At 45.2% G+C, this 19,541-nt stretch carries 10 protein-coding genes, 1 other RNA gene and 1 pseudogene; 6 read left to right on the forward strand and 6 right to left on the reverse strand.

What is annotated here, in order from left to right:
* Window positions 1-117: 117 nt before the first annotated feature.
* Together PR809_RS11355 and PR809_RS11360 are read right to left on the reverse strand one after the other, a co-directional pair.
* Window positions 118-414 carry an RnfH family protein gene (locus tag PR809_RS11355; RefSeq protein WP_102137793.1) on the reverse strand — a complete coding sequence of 99 codons (297 nt, stop codon included), beginning with the start codon at window positions 412-414 and terminating at the stop codon, window positions 118-120.
* Window positions 407-841 (reverse strand): type II toxin-antitoxin system RatA family toxin, encoded by a 435-nt coding sequence (locus tag PR809_RS11360; protein WP_195697465.1) that lies wholly within the window; start codon window positions 839-841, stop codon window positions 407-409. Before PR809_RS11360 ends, PR809_RS11355 begins: the two co-directional genes overlap by 8 nt.
* Window positions 842-994: 153 nt before the next feature.
* Between PR809_RS11360 and smpB the strand changes: the two genes are divergently transcribed.
* From smpB to PR809_RS11375, 3 genes and pseudogenes are all read left to right on the forward strand, one after another.
* Entirely contained in the window at window positions 995-1,477 is a 483-nt protein-coding gene (gene smpB, locus PR809_RS11365; protein WP_004265004.1) for an SsrA-binding protein SmpB, read from the forward strand.
* A 48-nt stretch (window positions 1,478-1,525) separates the two neighbouring features.
* Window positions 1,526-1,889: a transfer-messenger RNA gene (ssrA, locus tag PR809_RS11370) on the forward strand.
* Window positions 1,890-2,057: 168 nt separating this feature from the next.
* Window positions 2,058-3,305 (forward strand): annotated as a pseudogene (locus PR809_RS11375) (integrase domain-containing protein); the annotation flags it as partial.
* 263 nt (window positions 3,306-3,568) lie between these two features.
* Here PR809_RS11375 and PR809_RS11380 read toward each other — a convergent pair.
* Window positions 3,569-3,742 (reverse strand): hypothetical protein, encoded by a 174-nt coding sequence (locus PR809_RS11380; protein ID WP_206276087.1) that lies wholly within the window; start codon window positions 3,740-3,742, stop codon window positions 3,569-3,571.
* Window positions 3,743-3,832: 90 nt separating this feature from the next.
* The gene (locus PR809_RS11385; protein ID WP_206276086.1) at window positions 3,833-4,405 is read right to left on the reverse strand and encodes a hypothetical protein; all 573 of its coding nucleotides are present in this window, start codon (window positions 4,403-4,405) and stop codon (window positions 3,833-3,835) included.
* 472 nt (window positions 4,406-4,877) lie between these two features.
* On the opposite strand from PR809_RS11385, the gene PR809_RS11390 reads away from it, so the two are divergent.
* Window positions 4,878-6,491, forward strand: coding sequence for a restriction endonuclease (locus PR809_RS11390; RefSeq protein ID WP_206276085.1), 1,614 nt, complete (start codon window positions 4,878-4,880; stop codon window positions 6,489-6,491).
* 162 nt (window positions 6,492-6,653) lie between these two features.
* On the opposite strand, the gene PR809_RS11395 is transcribed toward PR809_RS11390, so the two are convergent.
* Window positions 6,654-7,529: an AbaSI family restriction endonuclease gene (locus PR809_RS11395; RefSeq protein WP_102137486.1), complete on the reverse strand. Its 876-nt coding sequence runs from the start codon at window positions 7,527-7,529 to the stop codon at window positions 6,654-6,656.
* A 134-nt stretch (window positions 7,530-7,663) separates the two neighbouring features.
* Window positions 7,664-8,263, reverse strand: a complete 600-nt coding sequence (locus tag PR809_RS11400; protein WP_102137485.1) for a hypothetical protein — start codon at window positions 8,261-8,263, stop codon at window positions 7,664-7,666.
* A gap of 616 nt (window positions 8,264-8,879) precedes the next feature.
* Between PR809_RS11400 and PR809_RS11405 the strand changes: the two genes are divergently transcribed.
* Complete coding sequence (locus PR809_RS11405) at window positions 8,880-10,520, forward strand: ShlB/FhaC/HecB family hemolysin secretion/activation protein (protein WP_241098628.1); 1,641 nt, start codon at window positions 8,880-8,882, stop codon at window positions 10,518-10,520.
* An 81-nt stretch (window positions 10,521-10,601) separates the two neighbouring features.
* Window positions 10,602-19,541: hemagglutinin repeat-containing protein (locus PR809_RS11410; protein ID WP_272524526.1), on the forward strand; the 8,940-nt coding region annotated here is incomplete at its 3' end.

Genomic DNA, 19,541 nt, shown 5'->3' on the forward strand with positions numbered 1-19,541 from the left:
ATTCAGGCGGGTTGTTATTATGAGTGCCTTTATTATAGATTTATTTAATCTCATTTTAACTAAATAAATTTCAATAAAAAACCGAGCTTTTGCTCGGTTAGCTACAATAGAATAAAGTTACTTATTTTTAGCTTCTTTAGATTTTTCGGCTCGTTTACGCCTTAATTCTTTTGGATCAGCAATCAAAGGTCGATAAATCTCAACACGATCCCCATCTTGCACTAAATCAGTCAATTTAGCGGGTCGGCTATAAATACCAATCTTATTTTTTTTAAGGTCAATATCATCCCTAAGGGCTAGGATGCCAGAAGCAAGTATTGCTTCTTCTATTGTGCTACCTTCTTTAACTTTAACTGATAACAAAAATTGCTTTTCAGGAAGCGCATATGTCACTTCAATGTTCAGCTCAGACACTGTAAACATCCTTTGCTCTTAAAGTGAAAGCTTGGACCATATTGTTTGCTAATTCTTTGAAAACTTTGCCAAATGCAAGCTCTATCAATTTATTTGTAAATTCAAAATCAAGGTGAAATTCGATTTTACAAGCATCCGCACTTAAAGGAATAAATCTCCAACCACCCGCTAATTTACTAAATGGCCCTTCCACAAGTTGCATATGAATGCACTTGTTATCTTCTAGCACATTTTTTGTGATAAAAGTTTTGCTAATGCCTGCTTTTGACACCTCAACAGAGGCGGTCATCTCTTCAGAACTATGACTAATAATTTGGCTACCGACACACCCTGGCAAGAAGCTTGGATATGAAATAACGTCATTAACGAGTTTATACATTTGTTCTGCGCTAAACGGAACTAACGCAGAGCGGCTAATCTGTGGCATATCAATTCCTATCCCCAAAAACTGAGCGTATAATACCACCTTTGATTGGTTAAACAAAAAACAAAACCCACATAGGGCAAGATTTGCACAATCAAAAAAATATCAGCTTAGAAAGATTTCTTTCAACTCAGCTTACAGTATAATGATTGCACTATGACAAAGAAAAAACCATATAAACCCGGTTCAGCAACAATTGCTATGAACAAGCGTGCTCGCCACGAATATTCTATCGAAGAGGAGTTCGAGGCGGGTCTATCCCTACAAGGTTGGGAAGTTAAATCACTCCGAGCAGGCAAAGCCAACATTGGAGATAGCTACGTTCTTTTAAGGGACGGTGAAGCTTATTTATTCGGTGCAAACTTCACTCCACTGACAGTTGCATCATCGCATGTTGTATGCGACCCAACTCGTAGCCGTAAGTTACTTTTAAATCAACGTGAATTAGATACACTCTACGGTAAAGTTAATCGTGAAGGTTATACCGTTATTGCACTTTCCCTCTACTGGAAAAATGCATGGTGTAAAGTTAAAATTGGTGTTGCCAGAGGTAAAAAATCTCACGATAAACGTTCTGACATTAAAGAACGTGAATGGCAACTCGATAAAGCACGTATAATGAAACATTCTAATCGCTAACCTCTAGCTTTATAGAGTATTTTTCTGTTATACTGCGCTCAACAACTTGGGGCTGATTCTGGATTCGACGGGATTTGCGAAACCCAAGGTGCATGCCGAGGGGCGGTTGGCCTCGTAAAAAGCCGCAAAAAAATAGTCGCAAACGACGAAAACTACGCTTTAGCAGCTTAATAACCTGCTTAGAGCCCTCTCTCCCTAGCCTCCGCTCTTAGGACGGGGATCAAGAGAGGTCAAACCCAAAAGAGATCGCGTGGATGCCTTGCCTGGGGTTGAAGCGTTAAATTTAATCAGGATAGTTTGTTGGTGGCGTGTCTGTCCGCAGCTGGCAAATGAATTTAAAGACTAGACTAAGCATGTAGTACCGAGGATGTAGAAATTTCGGACGCGGGTTCAACTCCCGCCAGCTCCACCAAATTATCTTCTAAGGACGTCCAAAGAAGACTGAAAAGCCCGCTAACTCAATGAGTTGTGGGCTTTTTTATGTCCTGCACAGTCTGATGTCACCTAATTAAATCCAATCATCTTAGGCACCTTGATAGGCACCTCGTAACCTTTGTAGTTTTTGAGGTGCCTAAAAACAATGGAACATCAAAAATGGCAAGACAAACCCTTATCCGCAAAAGAGATCGACGCAGCAAAGCCAAAACAGAGTGATTATGTTCTCTATGATGGCGATGGATTAGAACTATTGGTTAAATCCAATGGCAGCAAGCTGTGGTCATTTCGCTACATTCGCCCTCTCACTAAAAAGCGAGCTAAAAAGAGCCTTGGTTCTTACCCTGCCGTCAGCCTTGCTGATGCACGCAGTTACCGCCTTGAAGCAAGAACACTGCTCGCTAAACAGATAGACCCTCAAGATCACCATAAAGAGCAAGTCCGTAACACCTTAGAGGCTAAGGCAAATACCTTTCAACTTGTTGCTGAACGTTGGTGGGAAGTGAAGAAGTCCACTGTAACAGAAGACTACGGTAATGATATTTGGCGTTCACTTGAACGAGATGTCTTTCCCGCTATAGGTGATATCTGCGTTACCGATATAAAAGCCCATATACTGGTTCAAGCAATACAGCCCGTTCAAGCCAGAGGTGCATTAGAAACTGTTCGCCGCCTTTGTCAGCGAATCAACGAAGTGATGATCTATGCTCAAAATACTGGCTTAATTGATGCCGTACCGAGTATCAATATTGGCAAGGCTTTTGAAAAACCCAAGAAAAAGAATATGCCAAGTATTCCCCCTGATCAGCTACCAAAGCTCATGCAGACAATGCGTACAGCTAGTATTAGCCTATCTACTCGATGCTTGTTTATGTGGCAGCTACTTACCATTTCCCGCCCTGCCGAAGCCGCTGAAGCCCGTTGGGACGAAATCAACTTTGAAACCAAGGAATGGAAGATACCGGCTGCTAGAATGAAGATGAACCGTGAGCACACCGTTCCATTGTCTGACGCTGCTTTAGCTATTCTAGAGCTAATGAAACCACTCAGTAGTAATCGTGAGTTTATCTTTCCTAGCCGTATCAAGCCGACTCAACCGATGAATAGCCAAACCGTCAATGCTGCATTAAAACGCGCCGGGTTTGGTGGTGTATTGGTTTCTCACGGCCTTCGTTCAATTGCCAGTACTGCACTCAATGAATAGGGCTTCCCACCCGATGTTATCGAAGCTGCCCTCGCCCACGTTGATAAAAATGAAGTTAGACGCGCCTACAACCGCAGTGATTACCTAGAGCAAAGACGTCCTATGATGCAATGGTGGGCTGATTTTATTGAAGAAGCTGACAGGGGAAGTATTATAGAAGGCGGGATAAGAGGGATATCGCTAATTGGGTATTTTATTTGTACCAGCTCAAATTTGAGCTGGTACAATAACAACACAGAGCTAGATGTCTGCTCTGTGCCAGAAGCAGACATTGCTGTCTCTAGCATTTTTAGGTTTACCTAGTAGGAATAACGCCCCTACGTTCTGGGGAAAGGTTACATACGCTATACAGCAGCTCAGCAAAGAGAAGAGCAAATTTGGATATGGAAAACAGTTACGATATGAATAAGGCTCCCAATGGCAGCCTTATTTTTTGATAGAGATGATGAATATTATCCGAGGCTTACTGGCTTTACTCCTTTCTTCGGCCCGACCATATCCATGTCTTTTTCCTTCTGACCAACTTTGGCAAGTTTGTTGCCGTCGATGGAAGCCCAGAAGTCGAGAGAGCGTCTTGCACTAGCCATAGCTTTACTAGAAGTGATTTTTCTATGTTGTTTGATCATGTTTAACCTCTTTAGCTACAGATCTTATGGGTAATATTACAACAAATATTTTCATTAAACAAACAGCCCATCGACTGCTGATTGAGATTGTCATTCTTCATCTGAGTCAATGCCATCCACTTTCAATTTTATGGTATTGAGGATGTCGCACACATTTGCAGACATTTTTCTGTGGTCATGCCATACCTGGGCAAATCCGTAACTCCTATAACGCGGTAGTGCATTTTCAGAAGGATCTTGAATATAAACGTCTTCAAGCTCCTCGAGCTGGCAAAAGGTAGTCGCGTAAATAAGTGCGATGATCAACACGTTGCCTGTTAGGTCGGTATCTTCATCTAAAATGAAGTTTTCTAACATGCAAATTGAGAATTGCTCACGGCGACAGTCGAATTTACAAATGATAACCGCCTGAAGCTGTTCTGGCTCTTCACGATCGATCAGCTTTAACGTTATATCCAGTATTCCGTCTTCAGCGTTACCGCTATAGGCCTGCATCGCCCATCGCCAGTTCAACTGGCTTTGTAAATTTTCGTCTTCAAGCAGGCGTCTCTCTTCATCGCTCAAAACGCCTACTGAGATATTAGTCCATCCAAGTCTTTCAATAACTTCTTGTGTTGTTGTTAGGCATTGATCATGTATTTGCTGAGTAGATAGGAAATTCACTTCATGTCGTCCTTTATCTTTTGTCCCACAGCAATTATATCACTCAGTGTGAAAGTTAGTGTGTTATTCTGACCTCCCCCCGCTATATGTGATTTTAGAGGGCTGACGTGACTGTTCCCAGTTGATTGACACACGGCATTGTTAGCAAGATTCAGGTCGACTCAATTACGAACGTCAGCTTTTCGCTCACAGCAGACCACCCGACGCTTCAGGTGACCAGTTTTATGTCAGGAGCGAAAGTTGCTAAAATGGTTTGCCGTGACCAATAGAGCCAGAAGGCAACAAATCTGCATGTTTTGAGATATAGACTGATTAGTTTTCTTAAATGCTATAGATTGCTTTTCTTAAATATTATAGATTGGCTTGATGCTAACATAACATAAATTAAGTGTGCTTAATTAAATGGATGGTTGCTTGAGGCAATTTCACTTATTACAGATTGAACTTTCGGTTGGAGGCTGTGGGAGTTAGAATGGGACGGAGATCAGGATTTGAAGGTTTTATACGAGCTACAGGCAGAGCCGTTGCAGCAGCAGAGCGTGAGCGTAAGAGAGCAGAACGTCATTATTTGGCCGAAACTCGCCGTATAGAACGCGAAATAAAACGTGATAATGCTCAGAGACTTCGCGAGCAAAAAGAGGCTGATAAGTTAGCAAAAATAATGTATCTGGAAGAACGTCAAGATGAAGTTTCCGATCTAAACGCTGAGCTGACCGAGAATATCACTGCACTTTCTACACTTCTGGAACATACCCTCGAATTTGACGATTCAATTGATTTTTCGGTATTAAAAAAACGCCCAAAATTCGAAGACTTCAAAACCCCCAAACATCTCTTACCAGACCCTGAACCTGAGATGAAAGTCGTGAACGCTCCAGCCCTATGGATGACTATTTTCCCATGGGTAAAGAACAAATATTATCGAGAATTGCAGAGTGCAGAAGAATCTTTCAATAAAAATAAGGAAGATTATTCAGTTAAACTCTTAAATCAGAAAGTTGAGCTTGACGCTTTAGTTGCTGAGTATCAGACCCGAAAAACTGCTTATCTTGAAGAAATAAAAAGTCAACACGACGAAATTGACCAATTTGAGCAAGACTATCTCAACTGCGATCCTGACAGCGTGTTGACTTATTGTGAAATGGTATTGACACGGTCGGAATATCCTGAGAAGGGCTTTCCCCAAACCTTTAGATTGGCCTATTTACCTGATAGCAAAGAGTTGGTAGTTGAATACAACTTACCTGAAATTGCAGTAGTTCCACGCGAGTTAGAATACCGATATATCAAATCAAGAGATGCTATTGATGCTAAGGCGCGAAAGATTAGCGAGATAAAAGAACTCTATCAGAATATAATCGCCGCGATCACACTCCGTACAATGCATGAGCTTTTCGAAGCTGACAAGGCATCTGCTTTAACGTCAGTTTTGTTTAACGGTGTAATCGAAACTATCGATCCTACAAGCGGGCATGACACCAAAGTCACATTAGTATCTGCCCGTGCTCACAAGGACGATTTCATGCAAATAAAACTGGGAAGGGTCGAAAAGAGCGCATGCCTTAGAAGTTTAGGCGCACAAGTTTCAGGGCGGCCAGATGAGCTTCAAGCAGTAAAACCTATTATCGAGTTCAACATGGTTGATAAACGCTTTATTGAACAAGGCGACGCTTTATCTGCCCTCGAAACACGACCAAACCTTATGGAACTTTCACCATCAGAATTTGAGGTATTAGTATCAAATCTTTTCACTCAAATGGGACTGGACACCAAACTCACTAGAGGTACAAAAGATGGGGGTGTTGATGCAGTGGCATTTGACACTCGTCCGATCCTCGGAGGCAAAGTGGTGATTCAGGCTAAAAGATATAAAGACACCGTTGGCGTCAGCTCTGTTAGAGATCTTTATGGGACAATGATGAATGAAGGGGCTAACAAAGGAATTTTGGTGTGTACAAGTCAATACGGTAAAGATGCATATCGTTTCTGCGAAGACAAACCAATCGAACTGATTGATGGCGGCGGACTTCTTTACCTCCTAAAAGAGCATGCTGGAGTATCAGCACGTATCAATCCCAACTTTTAATTACCGTTCCAGACTTGGGCTAATGCTTGTAGCGAATGTTCACGAATAGAAATTCAGCACGAGCTTTTTAGTCGAGTAATTCAAGTATTTTAACAGCCATAATTAAATCTCAACGCCACAAGAGATTTAATTATGGCTAAGCTACAAAATGCAGAACTACTTTTATGTTGTATAAACCTTGATGCGTGTATCTACCCGCTTGAAAACATTAACACCTTCAGATGATTGTTGCTCATCTTGAGTGAAAATACCAAGAAATCGATATAGTGTCCGGTTCAGCTCATCACGAGAGTGAGCCATTACGATACGATAACGCCACGTTTCCCTATAGTTGCGTGTTGGATTAAGACTTTTTTCCGTTATCAGGTCACCATCAGTAGAAAGTGAATTGTCCCACTCCCCCGCCTTATACAACCGTGGAAACCAAACCATTACATCTCCGTCCAAACCGATTGCTTTTACAACAGTCTCAGGTACCCGCCAGCTACCTGATTGGTGGTGTCCTTTATCCCCATAACCAAAGCACTGCAAAGCATCCTTGTGATATCGGAATACTGCGTAAGGACCCACTTCAATAACGCCTTCGTCAATATGCTTTTGAGAGGTATAACGGCTGTCATAGTCCCAAGGACGAAATAAGCCTTGGGCTTCCTGTTGGGCTTTTCTATCCCTAACAAGAAGGATGAATTCGTCAACGAGATGATTAATCTTGTCCAGTGTCGTGTTATTAGCTGGAATTCGTTTTTCAATAAATCCAGTCGCTTCCATGATGTCCAAACGGCGGATTCCGTCAGCCATTTTAGCTTCATCGCTATCATGGTGCGCCTCGTCTATTTCAAGATACAACTTTAGCTGTGGAAAAAGCAGGTCTGCGAGATAAATTTTTCCAGAGTGCCCTTCCTTTCGAATACACTGCTGGCAAACGAACTCAAGGTCAGGGTCATTCAACCTGTGAAAAATGCGATTGATAATGTAGTGTTCCCAGCGCTTATGAGAGATTTTTGATAGTGCCCGAAGAATATAGTCATCTTTACTCATGTTAATACCATTTAAAAACAAATAAATAACCAGACAAAAGACTTAACTAAGACGCCTGTATTCGCAAGCGTAGTATCAAAATAGTAAATATATCATCACCATAATACTTAGCACTGTAAATAGCGACGGGATGCTCAATTCCATCGACTTTCATCATAAAAAAAATTGTTCCATTTGATTTTTTTGCCATTAAATTCGATAACGACAAGTTCAGATAACAGCTTTTTATCTGAACTCTCTTCTATTCTTTCCCAAATTTTTGCTATGCCCGCTGCTGAGTTAAAATAATTAGAAAGCCTTCTCTCAGATGCCTTATACTCTCGACTCTTACGCTCCCGAATTTCACTATCATATTCATCTTCATACGCTTTTTTTGCTCGTTTGAAATCTGATTCAGCCTCTAACAATACATTCATCCGAAATATGAATGTGCCTTGTTCTGAAAGAAAAATATCTTTGGTATCTTCAATATTTGTAGACTTTGCAACCAATACTTCTACCGCCCTTCTAACATTATTTTTGCATGATGCAGAATGTTCTTGATTAGGACCTAAGCGTAAATATGGCGATATCGTTCTACCTAAACGCACAAAAGAATCCACCCAAGTCACATTCGCATCGCAATACTCGCAAATAAGCCCATCTTTACTGTCTTTTGTAATCGCAGAAATAGAAACCAATTGATCATCGTTTTTAGATTGTCTAGCAAAAAACATTTTTAAACCTTTCGCCATACCATCTCCCCCAATCTGTTTATCGCTATAAGGTGAAAATAACCTTATCATCACACGTATACAGCAACAAAAATTAGATAAAAACAATGAATTAATTATCTATGTCACGATAAAATGGAGCTTATTATAAAATAATAAGTATTATTGTGTATGTCGAATAGTAAACACCCTACACTCATTAAATTTAAATTCTGTATAAATCGAAAATCCAGTTCCAATCACTAATAAATACCCATCACGGAATTAAAAGCTGATATTAAATTTTATTTACCAAAAAATGCGATTTCATCTTATTGTCCTTCTTGTCAATTTATGTAAATGTTAACAGTAAATTTAACTTAAGATAACGTTCTCAATGAAATTTAGCGACTCCCTAAATTCCGCACTTTAAACTCACGCTTAATCAGCGTCACAACGGATTTGTGGATGTATTAGCAAGGATGCCCTGAAGCGATATTTCATCACTGGCACCGCCTTAATTCATTGGGTTAGATAACTACATGTATTGATTTATGAATTAGGCAAAAATATGCAGGAAAAAGCATTACCCTCCGCGCGTGGTCACGTTGGTGAGCAACACCGTTCATTAAAATGGAGTTTGCTAAGCTTATGTTTTATGTCAGCCCCCTTATTGGCTGATCCCGTCAACCAAGCACTCTCTATCGATGCCCGTGAACAGCAACGCCAGCAAGAACGTGAACGTATGCTACAACAGCAGAACAACCCCGTTGTGGATACACGTATTCAACAGCCTGATTTGTCACTGCCGGATTATCCGCAAAATGAGCAACCCTGCTTTACCATTTCCACTATTCGCCTTGATGGTGAATCCGCCGCCGATTTTCAATGGGCGTTAAAGGCCGTTAACGACGCCAAAGGCCAGTGCTTGGGTAGCCAAGGGATTTTGTTGGTCCTCAATAAAGTCCAAAATGCCATTTTAGAGAAAGGGTATGTGACTACCCGCGTGATGGCTCAGGAACAAGACTTGAATCAAGGTGAATTAGTCCTCACGCTCCAGCCGGGGCGCATTAACACCATTCGTTTTGATGAAGGCACCTCATGGCGTGGTCGCTTGTGGAATGCCGTTCCTGCTTCCTCGGGCGATATTTTGAATCTGCGTGATATTGAGCAAGGGCTGGAAAACTTTAAACGCGTACCGAATGTCACTGCCGATATTCGTATCGAACCCGGCCCGATTGATGGCACCAGTGACTTAGTGGTCAGTTGGCAAGAAAAACGCCCTGTGCGATTAAGCTTAAGTTTGGACGATAGCGGATCAAAAAGTACGGGGCGCTATTTGGGCTCTGCGACGCTCGCCATTGATGCGCCGTTTGCCCAAAATGACATGTTTTACGCCAACATCAGCAAAGACTTGTTTGATAAAGGCCCTTTTGGTAACCGTTCTTATACCCTGAACTACTTTATTCCCGTTGGCAATTGGGGCTTTGCAGCCAATTACAATGAATATAATTATCACCAAAATATTCCCAATGCCAACGAAGTGCTGCGTTATAGCGGCAAGAGTGATACCGCACAATTTACCGTGTCACGGTTGCTGTTTCGCGATCAAACCCATAAAACCACGCTTAACTTACGTACCTACCGAAAAACGGCCAGTAACGCGGTCAATGACATTGATATTGAGCAGCAACGTCGCCGTACTGCTGGCTGGGAAGTCGGTATTAATCAGCGCAGCTTCTTAGGCAATGCCACACTCGATGCCAATGTCAACTGGCGTCGCGGTACAGGTGCGTATGGAGCTCGCCGTGCGCCAGAAGAAGATACCCACAGCGGCAGTGCCCGCGTGGGGATTTTGCTCGGAGACATCAGTTTCAATCAACCCTTCACGTTGGGTGAACAACCTTGGCGTTTGAATACCGCTTTACGCGGTCAATGGACTCAGCACGCCCTAACACCGCAAGAGCGCATGTCTATTGGTGGACGTTATACCGTCCGTGGTTTTGACGGTGAGCAAGTGCTGTCAGGAGAAAAAGGCCTGTTATGGCGCAACGAACTGGCGTGGAATGCCTTTTCTCAAGGGCAAGAGCTGTATTTAGCCGCTGACTACGGCCGTGTTGAAGGCCAGAGCACTAAATACCTTGTGGGGCATCAACTCGCGGGTACCGCATTAGGGCTGCGCGGCTCAATTTCATCACGTTTAAGCTACGACCTGTTTGTCGGCGTGCCGTTATATAAGCCGAAAAAATTCGATACATCAGGGGCGACAGCAGGCTTTAGCCTCAACCTTGAAATTTAATCGCATTTTATTGATTTGATAATCGATAGACATTTTCAGTTTTACCCGTGTCTGCACTGTTTTTTTTGAAGGAACTCCATTATGAACAAGCATTGTTATCGTTTAATTTTCAGCCGCACTCACGGGGAATTACGTGTTGTATCCGAGCTAGCTAAAAGCTGTAGTACCGAATCAGGCCAAACGCGCGGTTCAAATGGCGGCCGCCTGTGGGTCACTCTGCACCGCACCTCGCTGCTGCTGTGGTTAGCCTTGTGGGGTGGTTCAGCCATGGCGAGCAGCATTATTGCCGATAACAATGCCCCTAAAAACCAGCGTCCTGATGTGATCAACACGCAAAATGGCATTCCACAAGTCAATATTGCGGCACCGAATGGTTCGGGCATATCCCATAACCAATATAAACAATTTGATGTCGATAACCGTGGCGCCATCCTCAATAACTCGGCGGTGATGACTTCAACACAAACCGCGGGGATGATCCAAGGCAACCCGAACCTTGACCCAAACAAAGCCCCTGCGCGCGTTATTCTGAATGAAGTCAACAGTAATAACCCTAGCCAAATTAAAGGCTTCCTCGAAGTGGCTGGCGGTAAAGCACAAGTGATTGTCGCCAACCCATCGGGAATTATTTGTAATGGCTGTGGCACCATCAATGCAGGCCGAATGACCCTCACCACAGGGAAACCACAATTTAATCAAGATGGTAGCCTCGCGGGGTATCAAGTCGAGCGTGGTGTTATTCGTGTTGAAGGCGGTGGCTTGAATGCCGATAGCCGCCACGATACCCAATATGTGGATTTGCTCGCCCGCGCCGTTGAAATCAACTCCGGCGTGTGGGCGAAAGAAAAAATCGCGGTTGTCGCGGGTAAAAATAAGGTTGATACGCAAAATAACCCCACCCCGATAGAGAGCCAAACCCCACAACCTGAGTTTGCTATCGACATGGGGCAAATGGGCGGCATGTACAGCGGTTATATCCACATGGTAGGCACCGAAAAAGGCGTGGGCGTGCGTAACCAAGGCGGGCACATCCAAGCGGATAAAACCTTAACAGTCAGCAGCAACGGTAAGCTGATTTGGGGCAGTGCATCGCAGCAAGCCACCACCCAAGCCGGCAGTGATATTACCCTGACCGCTAAAGACGCCATCGACCACCAAGGTAAATTGCACAGCGGCGGCACCTTAAACATTGAAAGCCAAACAGGCTCAGTGAGCAATACCGGCACACTAGCTGCGCTAAAAGATGTCAATATCAATGCGAAAGGCGATATCCGCAGCCAAGGCAACGTGCTCGCAGGCAGTGATAACAAAAGCAATATTATTAAAGATGCTAATATCACCTTAAACAGCGACGGTAAAATTAATACCCGAGGCACACTTTTAAGTAAACAAAACGTCACAGTAGCAGGCCAGTCACTGGATTTAAGCCAAACACAAGTCGCCGCCTCGACGTTGGCACTCACCGCCAAACAAGGGGATATCGCCCTCACCCAAGGCAAAATTGACGCCAACAACGTCAAACTCAACAGCGCACGCGATATTCATACCGAGCAAGTGCAAGTCAAAGCCGCGCAATGGAACGTCAGCGCTAACAACTTGTTTAACCAGAAAGGCACATGGGTACAAACAGGGCAAAATGAGAGCCAATTTGCGCTTTCTGGGCAACTGAATAACCAAGGCGGCGCGATTGAAGCCAATCGCCTCAATTTCAATGCCGACTCATTGAACAACCAAGCGGGCCGGCTGGTTGCGTTAGGCAATACCAAACAAGATTGGCTGGTGAAAAATAGCGTTAGAAACCAGCAAGGTGAAATCGGGGCGAATGGCGATTTAAGCCTAACAGCGAATGCGATTGATAACCAATCGGGCACCATTAAAAGCCAAACCACACTGGTATTGAATGCCAAAGAGCAGATTGATAATCGCGCGGGTAACCTTGTCGCAGGGAATGCCGTCAACCTGCAAGCAGGCAAATCGCTGAATAACGCATCCGGTACTATCAACAGCCAAAAAGTGACTATCACCACGGACAATCTCAATAATGCACTGGGTAAACTGATTAGCCAGACGACCCTCGATATTGTCGCTCGCCAACAGATGAATAACGCCAACGGATTTATTGGCTCAGGTGATAAATTAACCTTAACCGCTCAAGATGTGGTTAACAACCAACAAGGCACGCTGCAAAGTGACACTCAGCTCACGGTAGATGCACAACGTATTGATAACCAAAGCGGAAAAATACTGTCTGGGGAGCAACTTACTCTTAATGCAACGACTGGCCTTGATAACCAAAGCGGAACACTTTACAGCAAAGATATTACGCTGAATGCAAACAAGATTAACAACCAGCAAGGGCAAGTCGTTGGTGAAAATAGCGTTGATATCACTGCAAAAAATGCGTTAGACAACACCAAAGGTAAAGTGATTGCCAATGAGACATTAACCGCGTCTATCGGTCAGCAACTCGCCAACCAAGTAGGTTTACTGCAAGGGGGTAAGCAGGTTGCCATCACTACCAAAGCACTGGATAACCGAGATGGTCAAGTACTATCAGGCAAAGCCTTGGATATCACAACCACCGCGCAAATTGACAATGTAAAAGGCGAAATCAGCAGCCAAAACGTCAATATCCACACCGCTCACTTGGATAACCAAACGGGTAAAGTGATTGCGACCCAAAATCTCGACCTTATCAGTCAGAGCGATGTGAATAATCAGTCTGGCTTATTAGAAGCAGGCAATCAATTAACCCTCGATACCCAAGGGGATATCAACAACCAAAAAGGCACGCTGCAAGCAGGAAAACAGACGAACCTCAACGCAGAGAATATTGATAACACCCAAGGCCAGTTATTGTCGGGTAGCCAGCTCATCGTAAACACGCAAAATGACCTCAATAACCGCCAAGGCAAAGTCAGCGCTGGCAAAACATTGCAGTGGCAAGGTAATCACTTCAATAATACCGCGGGCTTGCTACAAAGTGGTGGCACATTAACGTTAACCGGTAACCAACTGAGTAATCAGCAAAAAGGCCAAATTCTCAGCCAAGATGCACTATCGTTCACCCTCAGTGGCGATTTTAATAACCAAGCGGGTATTTTAACCAGCCAAGGTGATACCGCAATTAGCGCTAATCTTGTCAATAACGCGCAAGGGGCACTCAATGCCCTTGGGCGCTTAGATATTCAAGTGGCACAGCTGATTGATAACCGCGATGGGCGACTCTTCAGCCAGCAAGCGCAAACACTCAACGCACACAATATTCTCAACCAACAGGGTTGGATGGGCAGCTTAGATTCATGGCAGGCTACGACTCAGTCATTGAATAACCAAAACGGTGAAATCCAAAGCCAGAAAAATGTTGAACTCACGGCAAACGCACTGGAAAACCAGCAAGGCACATTGCAAGCGGGTGGCTCTGCATCACTCTTGGTTGCCAACGAAATCAATAATACCCAAGGCAAAATCAGTGCCAGTCAAAACCTCACCGCCACAGGGCAGTCCGTCAGAAACCTGCAGGGACAATTACTCTCCGGTGGCACATTGCAGCTCAGCGCGTCGAGTGTCGATAACTCGCAAGGCGGCTTACTGTATAGCCAAAAACAACTGTTGTTATCCATTGAAAATGCGCTGAATAATCGTCACGGCAAGCTGCAAAGTGGTGAAAACCTCACGTTAACCAGCCAAGCGTTAGACAATACATCTGGCAGAATAGAAAGCCAGCAAACCCTGAATATCACCAGTACCACGCTGATTGATAACACATCAGGGTCAATCCTCAGTAATCAAAACCAACAACTGGAAACAAAAACCTTTAAAAACCAGCAAGGGACGGTGAGTAGCCTCGGAGAGCTTGCGTTGAATACAACAGAGCTTGATAACACCCAAGGTACCCTCATTAGCCAACTCGCGGGCACCTACAACATCGCGCAGCTCAATAACACACAAGGGAAAATTCACAGCGGTGATACCTTGACGTTAACGGCTGCCGATATCCAAAACCAACAAGGGCAACTGGTTTCCACCAACGCACTGAAACTGATTGCGCTCACCTTGGATAATCGACACAACGGTATTCTCAGCAGTCAAGGTAGCCTCAGCCTGTTACTCAATGCCTTAGATAACCGTGAAAATGGACTGGTTCACGGCAGTAAAGAAACCACGCTGACCGTTAAAAATATCGAAAATACCCAAGGCCGGCTGCAAAGTAATGAAAACTTGACGTTTTCAGGGGTGAACACTCTCAATAACCAATCAGGTCAGGTGTTAGCCAATGGGGATATTGCGCTGAATACCGATGCCGCTTCCACCTCGGCTCAGCTTGCCCTCTCAAACCAACAAGGTACCCTGCAAAGTGGTTCGTCACTTGCCATCAGTACCCAGTCCATAAATAATCAGGGCGGGACAATCAAAAGTCAGAAAACGCTTTCGCTGACCGCGGCGCAGGACTACACGCACCGCGCAGGTGATACCCTCACTAGCAACCAATCGGTCACACTGAATATCACGGGTACTTTGACTAACCTCACTGACTGGTTATTACCGGGTGACTTTACCCTGTCGAGCCTAAACTTCACAAACCAAGGCTCATTGGTCAGTAAAAACCTCGCTATCACAACAGGTAAACTAAATAACCTGAATCGGTTAGAAGCCGATAAGATGGCGCTCGACGTCGACGCTTTAAACAATAGCGCGACATTGATGGGGGATGAGATCCGCGTTAAAGCTAAAACCCTTGATAATCAGGGGAAAAAGGCCGTCATTGCCGCAGCAAAACACATTGACCTACAAACAGAAAAAACACTCACCAACCGCGACCAAGCGCTGATTTACAGTGGCGATACCCTCACACTCACCAGTGATGACTTAATTGAAAATAACGCCAGTTTTATTGAAGCGGAAGGCGCTGTTTCCATTACCGCGCGTCAACTGAATAACTTACGTGAAGGGTTAGATATTCAGCGCGAGGCTGAGGTCGAAAATTATAAAAAGCAACTGTATAACTTTTACTGGCGTTCATTTGAAACTCAGGCCCATAAAAACCCAACTGCGATGGCACCGACCACGCAGCAATTGACCTTTCAAAACGATCAGGCCGCGTTGGATAACAAGTATGGCACCATCTTAGACATTGATGCCAAAAATAAACGCGCACAAATGAAGGTGAAACAGCAGGATGGTCAAGTCACCACCCTGTGGGTCAATTATTTGGCGCTCACCCCCAATAGCGATGGCAGTTATGCCATGACCTTCTATGAGTCGCGTGGCATACCAGGACGTATCAAAACCCCTCCAACCCCTTACCATGGTGCGGTATGGCGTAAGCATAACCAATATCGCTATGAAGTGTGGGATCCAAATCAACACATTGATATGGCAACTGCAACCGGTATTGATGATTTTAGTTGGATACGCGAACGTTCAGTCACAGGCTCTGTCACCCGTGACAAATTGATCTCCGAAGGAATTGGCGCGCGCATTTTGTCGGGCGGCAATATGACGCTCAATATCACGGATTTACTCAAAAATGATGCCAGCACCATTACCTCAACCGGTGATTTGGATATCAAAGGTAAAGGGCACATTGAGAATACTGGCTATTCCGTGAATGAACGCCGTAAAGAATTTTATTCCGACCATTATGATGTCAGTAAAAGCCACTGGTATCCACAGTCCAGTAGTGACAAAACCACGGCACTCACCACCATCGATGGCATTATTTCGGGTAATGGCAATGTCACCATCACCAGTGCCAATATCACCAATACCACCGTCAATGCCGCGCAAATCACCACGCTAGAAGCGGCGATGAATGCCGCCAAAGCGGAACGTGCTGAATGGGAACGTAATCCACTGGCATTTGATATTGATGGCGTGAATAAACAAGACCTCAATACCACCATCAATGAACAGGGAAAATCAGAGCTCAATCAAGCTGAGGGCACTTCGCCAATCGACCGCCCTCTGCTCCCTGCCGAATTGGCGTTAACCGAAAAACAGCACATCGGCGATGTGGCAACCTCTATCCCAGATAATGGCTTATTCCGTCCGAACTTAACCCCAGACAGCCCATTCTTAGTGGTCACCGACCCGCGCTTTACCGACAGAAATAAATTTATCAGTAGCGACTACCTACTTGAGCGGGTTGGCTACTCCCCTGCCGATGTGCATAAGCGTTTAGGGGATGGTTTCTATGAACAACGTCTCGTCCGCGAGCAGGTGCTGAAACTTACTGGTCGCCCTTCTCTGCGTGAAGAAGATGCCATGGCACAGTATCAATACCTGATGAATAATGGTGTTAAAGTCGCGGAAGAGTTCAACTTACGTCCCGGTGTTGCTTTGACCCCGGCACAAATCGCTGCCCTGCAACAGGACATCGTGTGGCTAGTCAGCGAGACCATCAACACCCCACAAGGCCCACAAACGGTCTGGGTTCCGAAAGTCTATTTAGCTAACACGACACTTAGCCTGACACAGCAAGGGGCGATGATCAGCGGTAAGACACTGAACTTATCCGCTGACAGCATCGATAATGCAGGGAACTTATTAGCTGAAAAAGGCCTTGAGGTCGATGCGAAACAATTTATGCACCGTGATGGGGATATCAAAGCGGATACTATCAATATCCAAGCAGATAGCCTCACGTTAAGCACCAACTTACAAGATGCACTGCGTCAAGCGACAATGAGCGCCACCGATATCACCTTAAGTGGGCATGACGTTCAACTACAAGGCGCGAAACTGGATGCAACAGGCGATATCAAGCTCAATGCACGTGACAATTTATCCATTACCGCAGTGAAAAGCACCCATACTGGCAGTATTGATGTGATTGCGGGGGCAATGGGTGAACGCGGTAATGAAGGCATGGATGCGACTGGTAGCCTCGCGCATATCAGCGGCGAATGGCAACTCGCACAAAGCAGTGAACTCAGCGCTGGTGGCAATCTCAGCCTCAATGCCGGAAAAGATGTCACCGTCAAAGGCAGCCAAGCGCAAGCTGGCGGCACATTAGATGTCAACGCGGGTGGCGATATCAATATCCTATCGGATAAAACCACCAATAAAAGCCAACTCGATGCACAAGGCAACGGTTCTTCCGTCAGCAACACCCGTGAAGAAGACCGTTTGGTGCTCAGTACCCTCAGTGGCGACAAAGGCGTTTCATTGAACGCAGGTAACAACTTGGTGGCAGAAGGCGCCCAAGTCGATAGCCAAGCAGGTAAAATCAGCGTCTCAGCGAAAGATGTGACTATCACGGCAGCAACTCAAGACACCCACGCGCTAGACCAAGAGCAAACGCGCAATGGCAGCAGCAAAGGCTCCCGAGTCGATGAAACCTCATCCCATGAGGTGGTCGGCAGCACCTTCAGCGGGCAAAACGGCATCGAAATCACGGCGCGTGATAAAGACATCACCGTCACGGGTAGCACCATCCACAGTGAAAAAGGCGAAATCACCCTTGATGCAAAACAGAATGTGACACTCAATACCGCCACGGAAGAAAATAAAAAATATGTTGAAGAGCAGCGTAGCAGTAAAGGCTTCTTAAGCGCCAGCAGTGAGCACACCATCCAAAACGATGAAACCACGCGAGAAAAAGGCAGCTTGCTCAGTGGCGAAAAAGTCACCATTACCGCAGGGAACGACCTGACCGTTAAAGGCTCTTCCGTGGTTGCAGAGAATGATGTCAGCTTAACCGCTGGCAACAATGTGGATATCACCGCTGCGACCGAAACCGACTCACATTATCTGCTCGAAGAGAAGAAAAAAAGCGGCCTAATGAGTAGCGGAGGCATTGGCTTTAGTGTCGGTAAACAATCCTCCCGCCATGAAGTAGATGAAAAAGGCACCACTCAAAGCCAAAGTGTCAGCACCATTGGCAGCACACAAGGCAATGTCAACATCACCGCCGGCAACAAACTGCATGTGGGAGGAGCTGACCTGATTGCCCAAAAAGACTTAAACCTCACGGGCGACAGCGTCCAAATCGACCCGGGCTATGATGAACGAACTCGCACTGAGACATTTGAAACCAAGCAAAGTGGGTTTGGTATTTCTCTCTCTGGCAGTGCAGGCAGCGCCCTCAACACCGCCGTCAGCACTGCACAGCAAGCTCGCAAAGAAAGTGACGGTCGTTTAAGTGCCCTGCAAAACACCAAAGCGGTATTATCGGGTGTTCAAGCCCAGCAAGCCGTTGAATTAGATGGCCTTAAAACTGAGGCCGCCAATAACTACAATGCGGCAAACAACCTCAAGCCAGGTGATAAAGGCTACCAAAAAGGCGCGACCAATACGGTTGGCGTCAGCGTGTCTTACGGCAGCCAATCGTCGAAAAGTGAAACCCACACCGACAGCCGCCAGTCCCAAGGCAGCACCTTAAACGCAGGCCAAAACCTGTCGATTACCGCAACCGGTAAAAATAAAGACAGCAACCCAGACAGCGGTAATATCACTGTCGTCGGCAGTGAGCTCAAAGCAGGCAAAGACTTATCACTGTCTGCCACGCAAGATATCAACCTCGTTTCTGCCCAAAATACCGAGCAGACAAACAGCAAAAATAGCAGCAAAGGTAGCAGTGTCGGGGTTGGTGTGGGCGTTGGTGAAGGTGGCTATGGAGTCAATATCTCAGCCTCCGTCAACCAAGGCAAAGGCCATGAGAAAGGCAATGGCCTCACCCACACCGAAACCACGCTGGATGCAGGTAACAAACTCACCTTAAACAGTGGGCAAGACACCACCCTCAAAGGGGCACAAGTCAGTGGTGAGCAAGTCACTGTCAATGTCGGGCGTGACCTCACCTTACAAAGTGAGCAAGACAGTGACCGTTATGATGCGAAACAGCAAGATGTCAGTGTCGGTGGAGGCTACACGATAGGTGGCACGCCAAATATCAATATCAGTGCCAGCAAAGACAAGATACACAGCAACTACGACAGTGTGAAAGAACAAACCGGTATCTTTGCAGGCAAAGGCGGCTTTGATGTCAACGTCAAAGAGCACACTCAACTTGATGGT

This window comes from Providencia sp. PROV201, assembly GCF_028479545.1.
Lineage (GTDB): Bacteria > Pseudomonadota > Gammaproteobacteria > Enterobacterales > Enterobacteriaceae > Providencia > Providencia huaxiensis.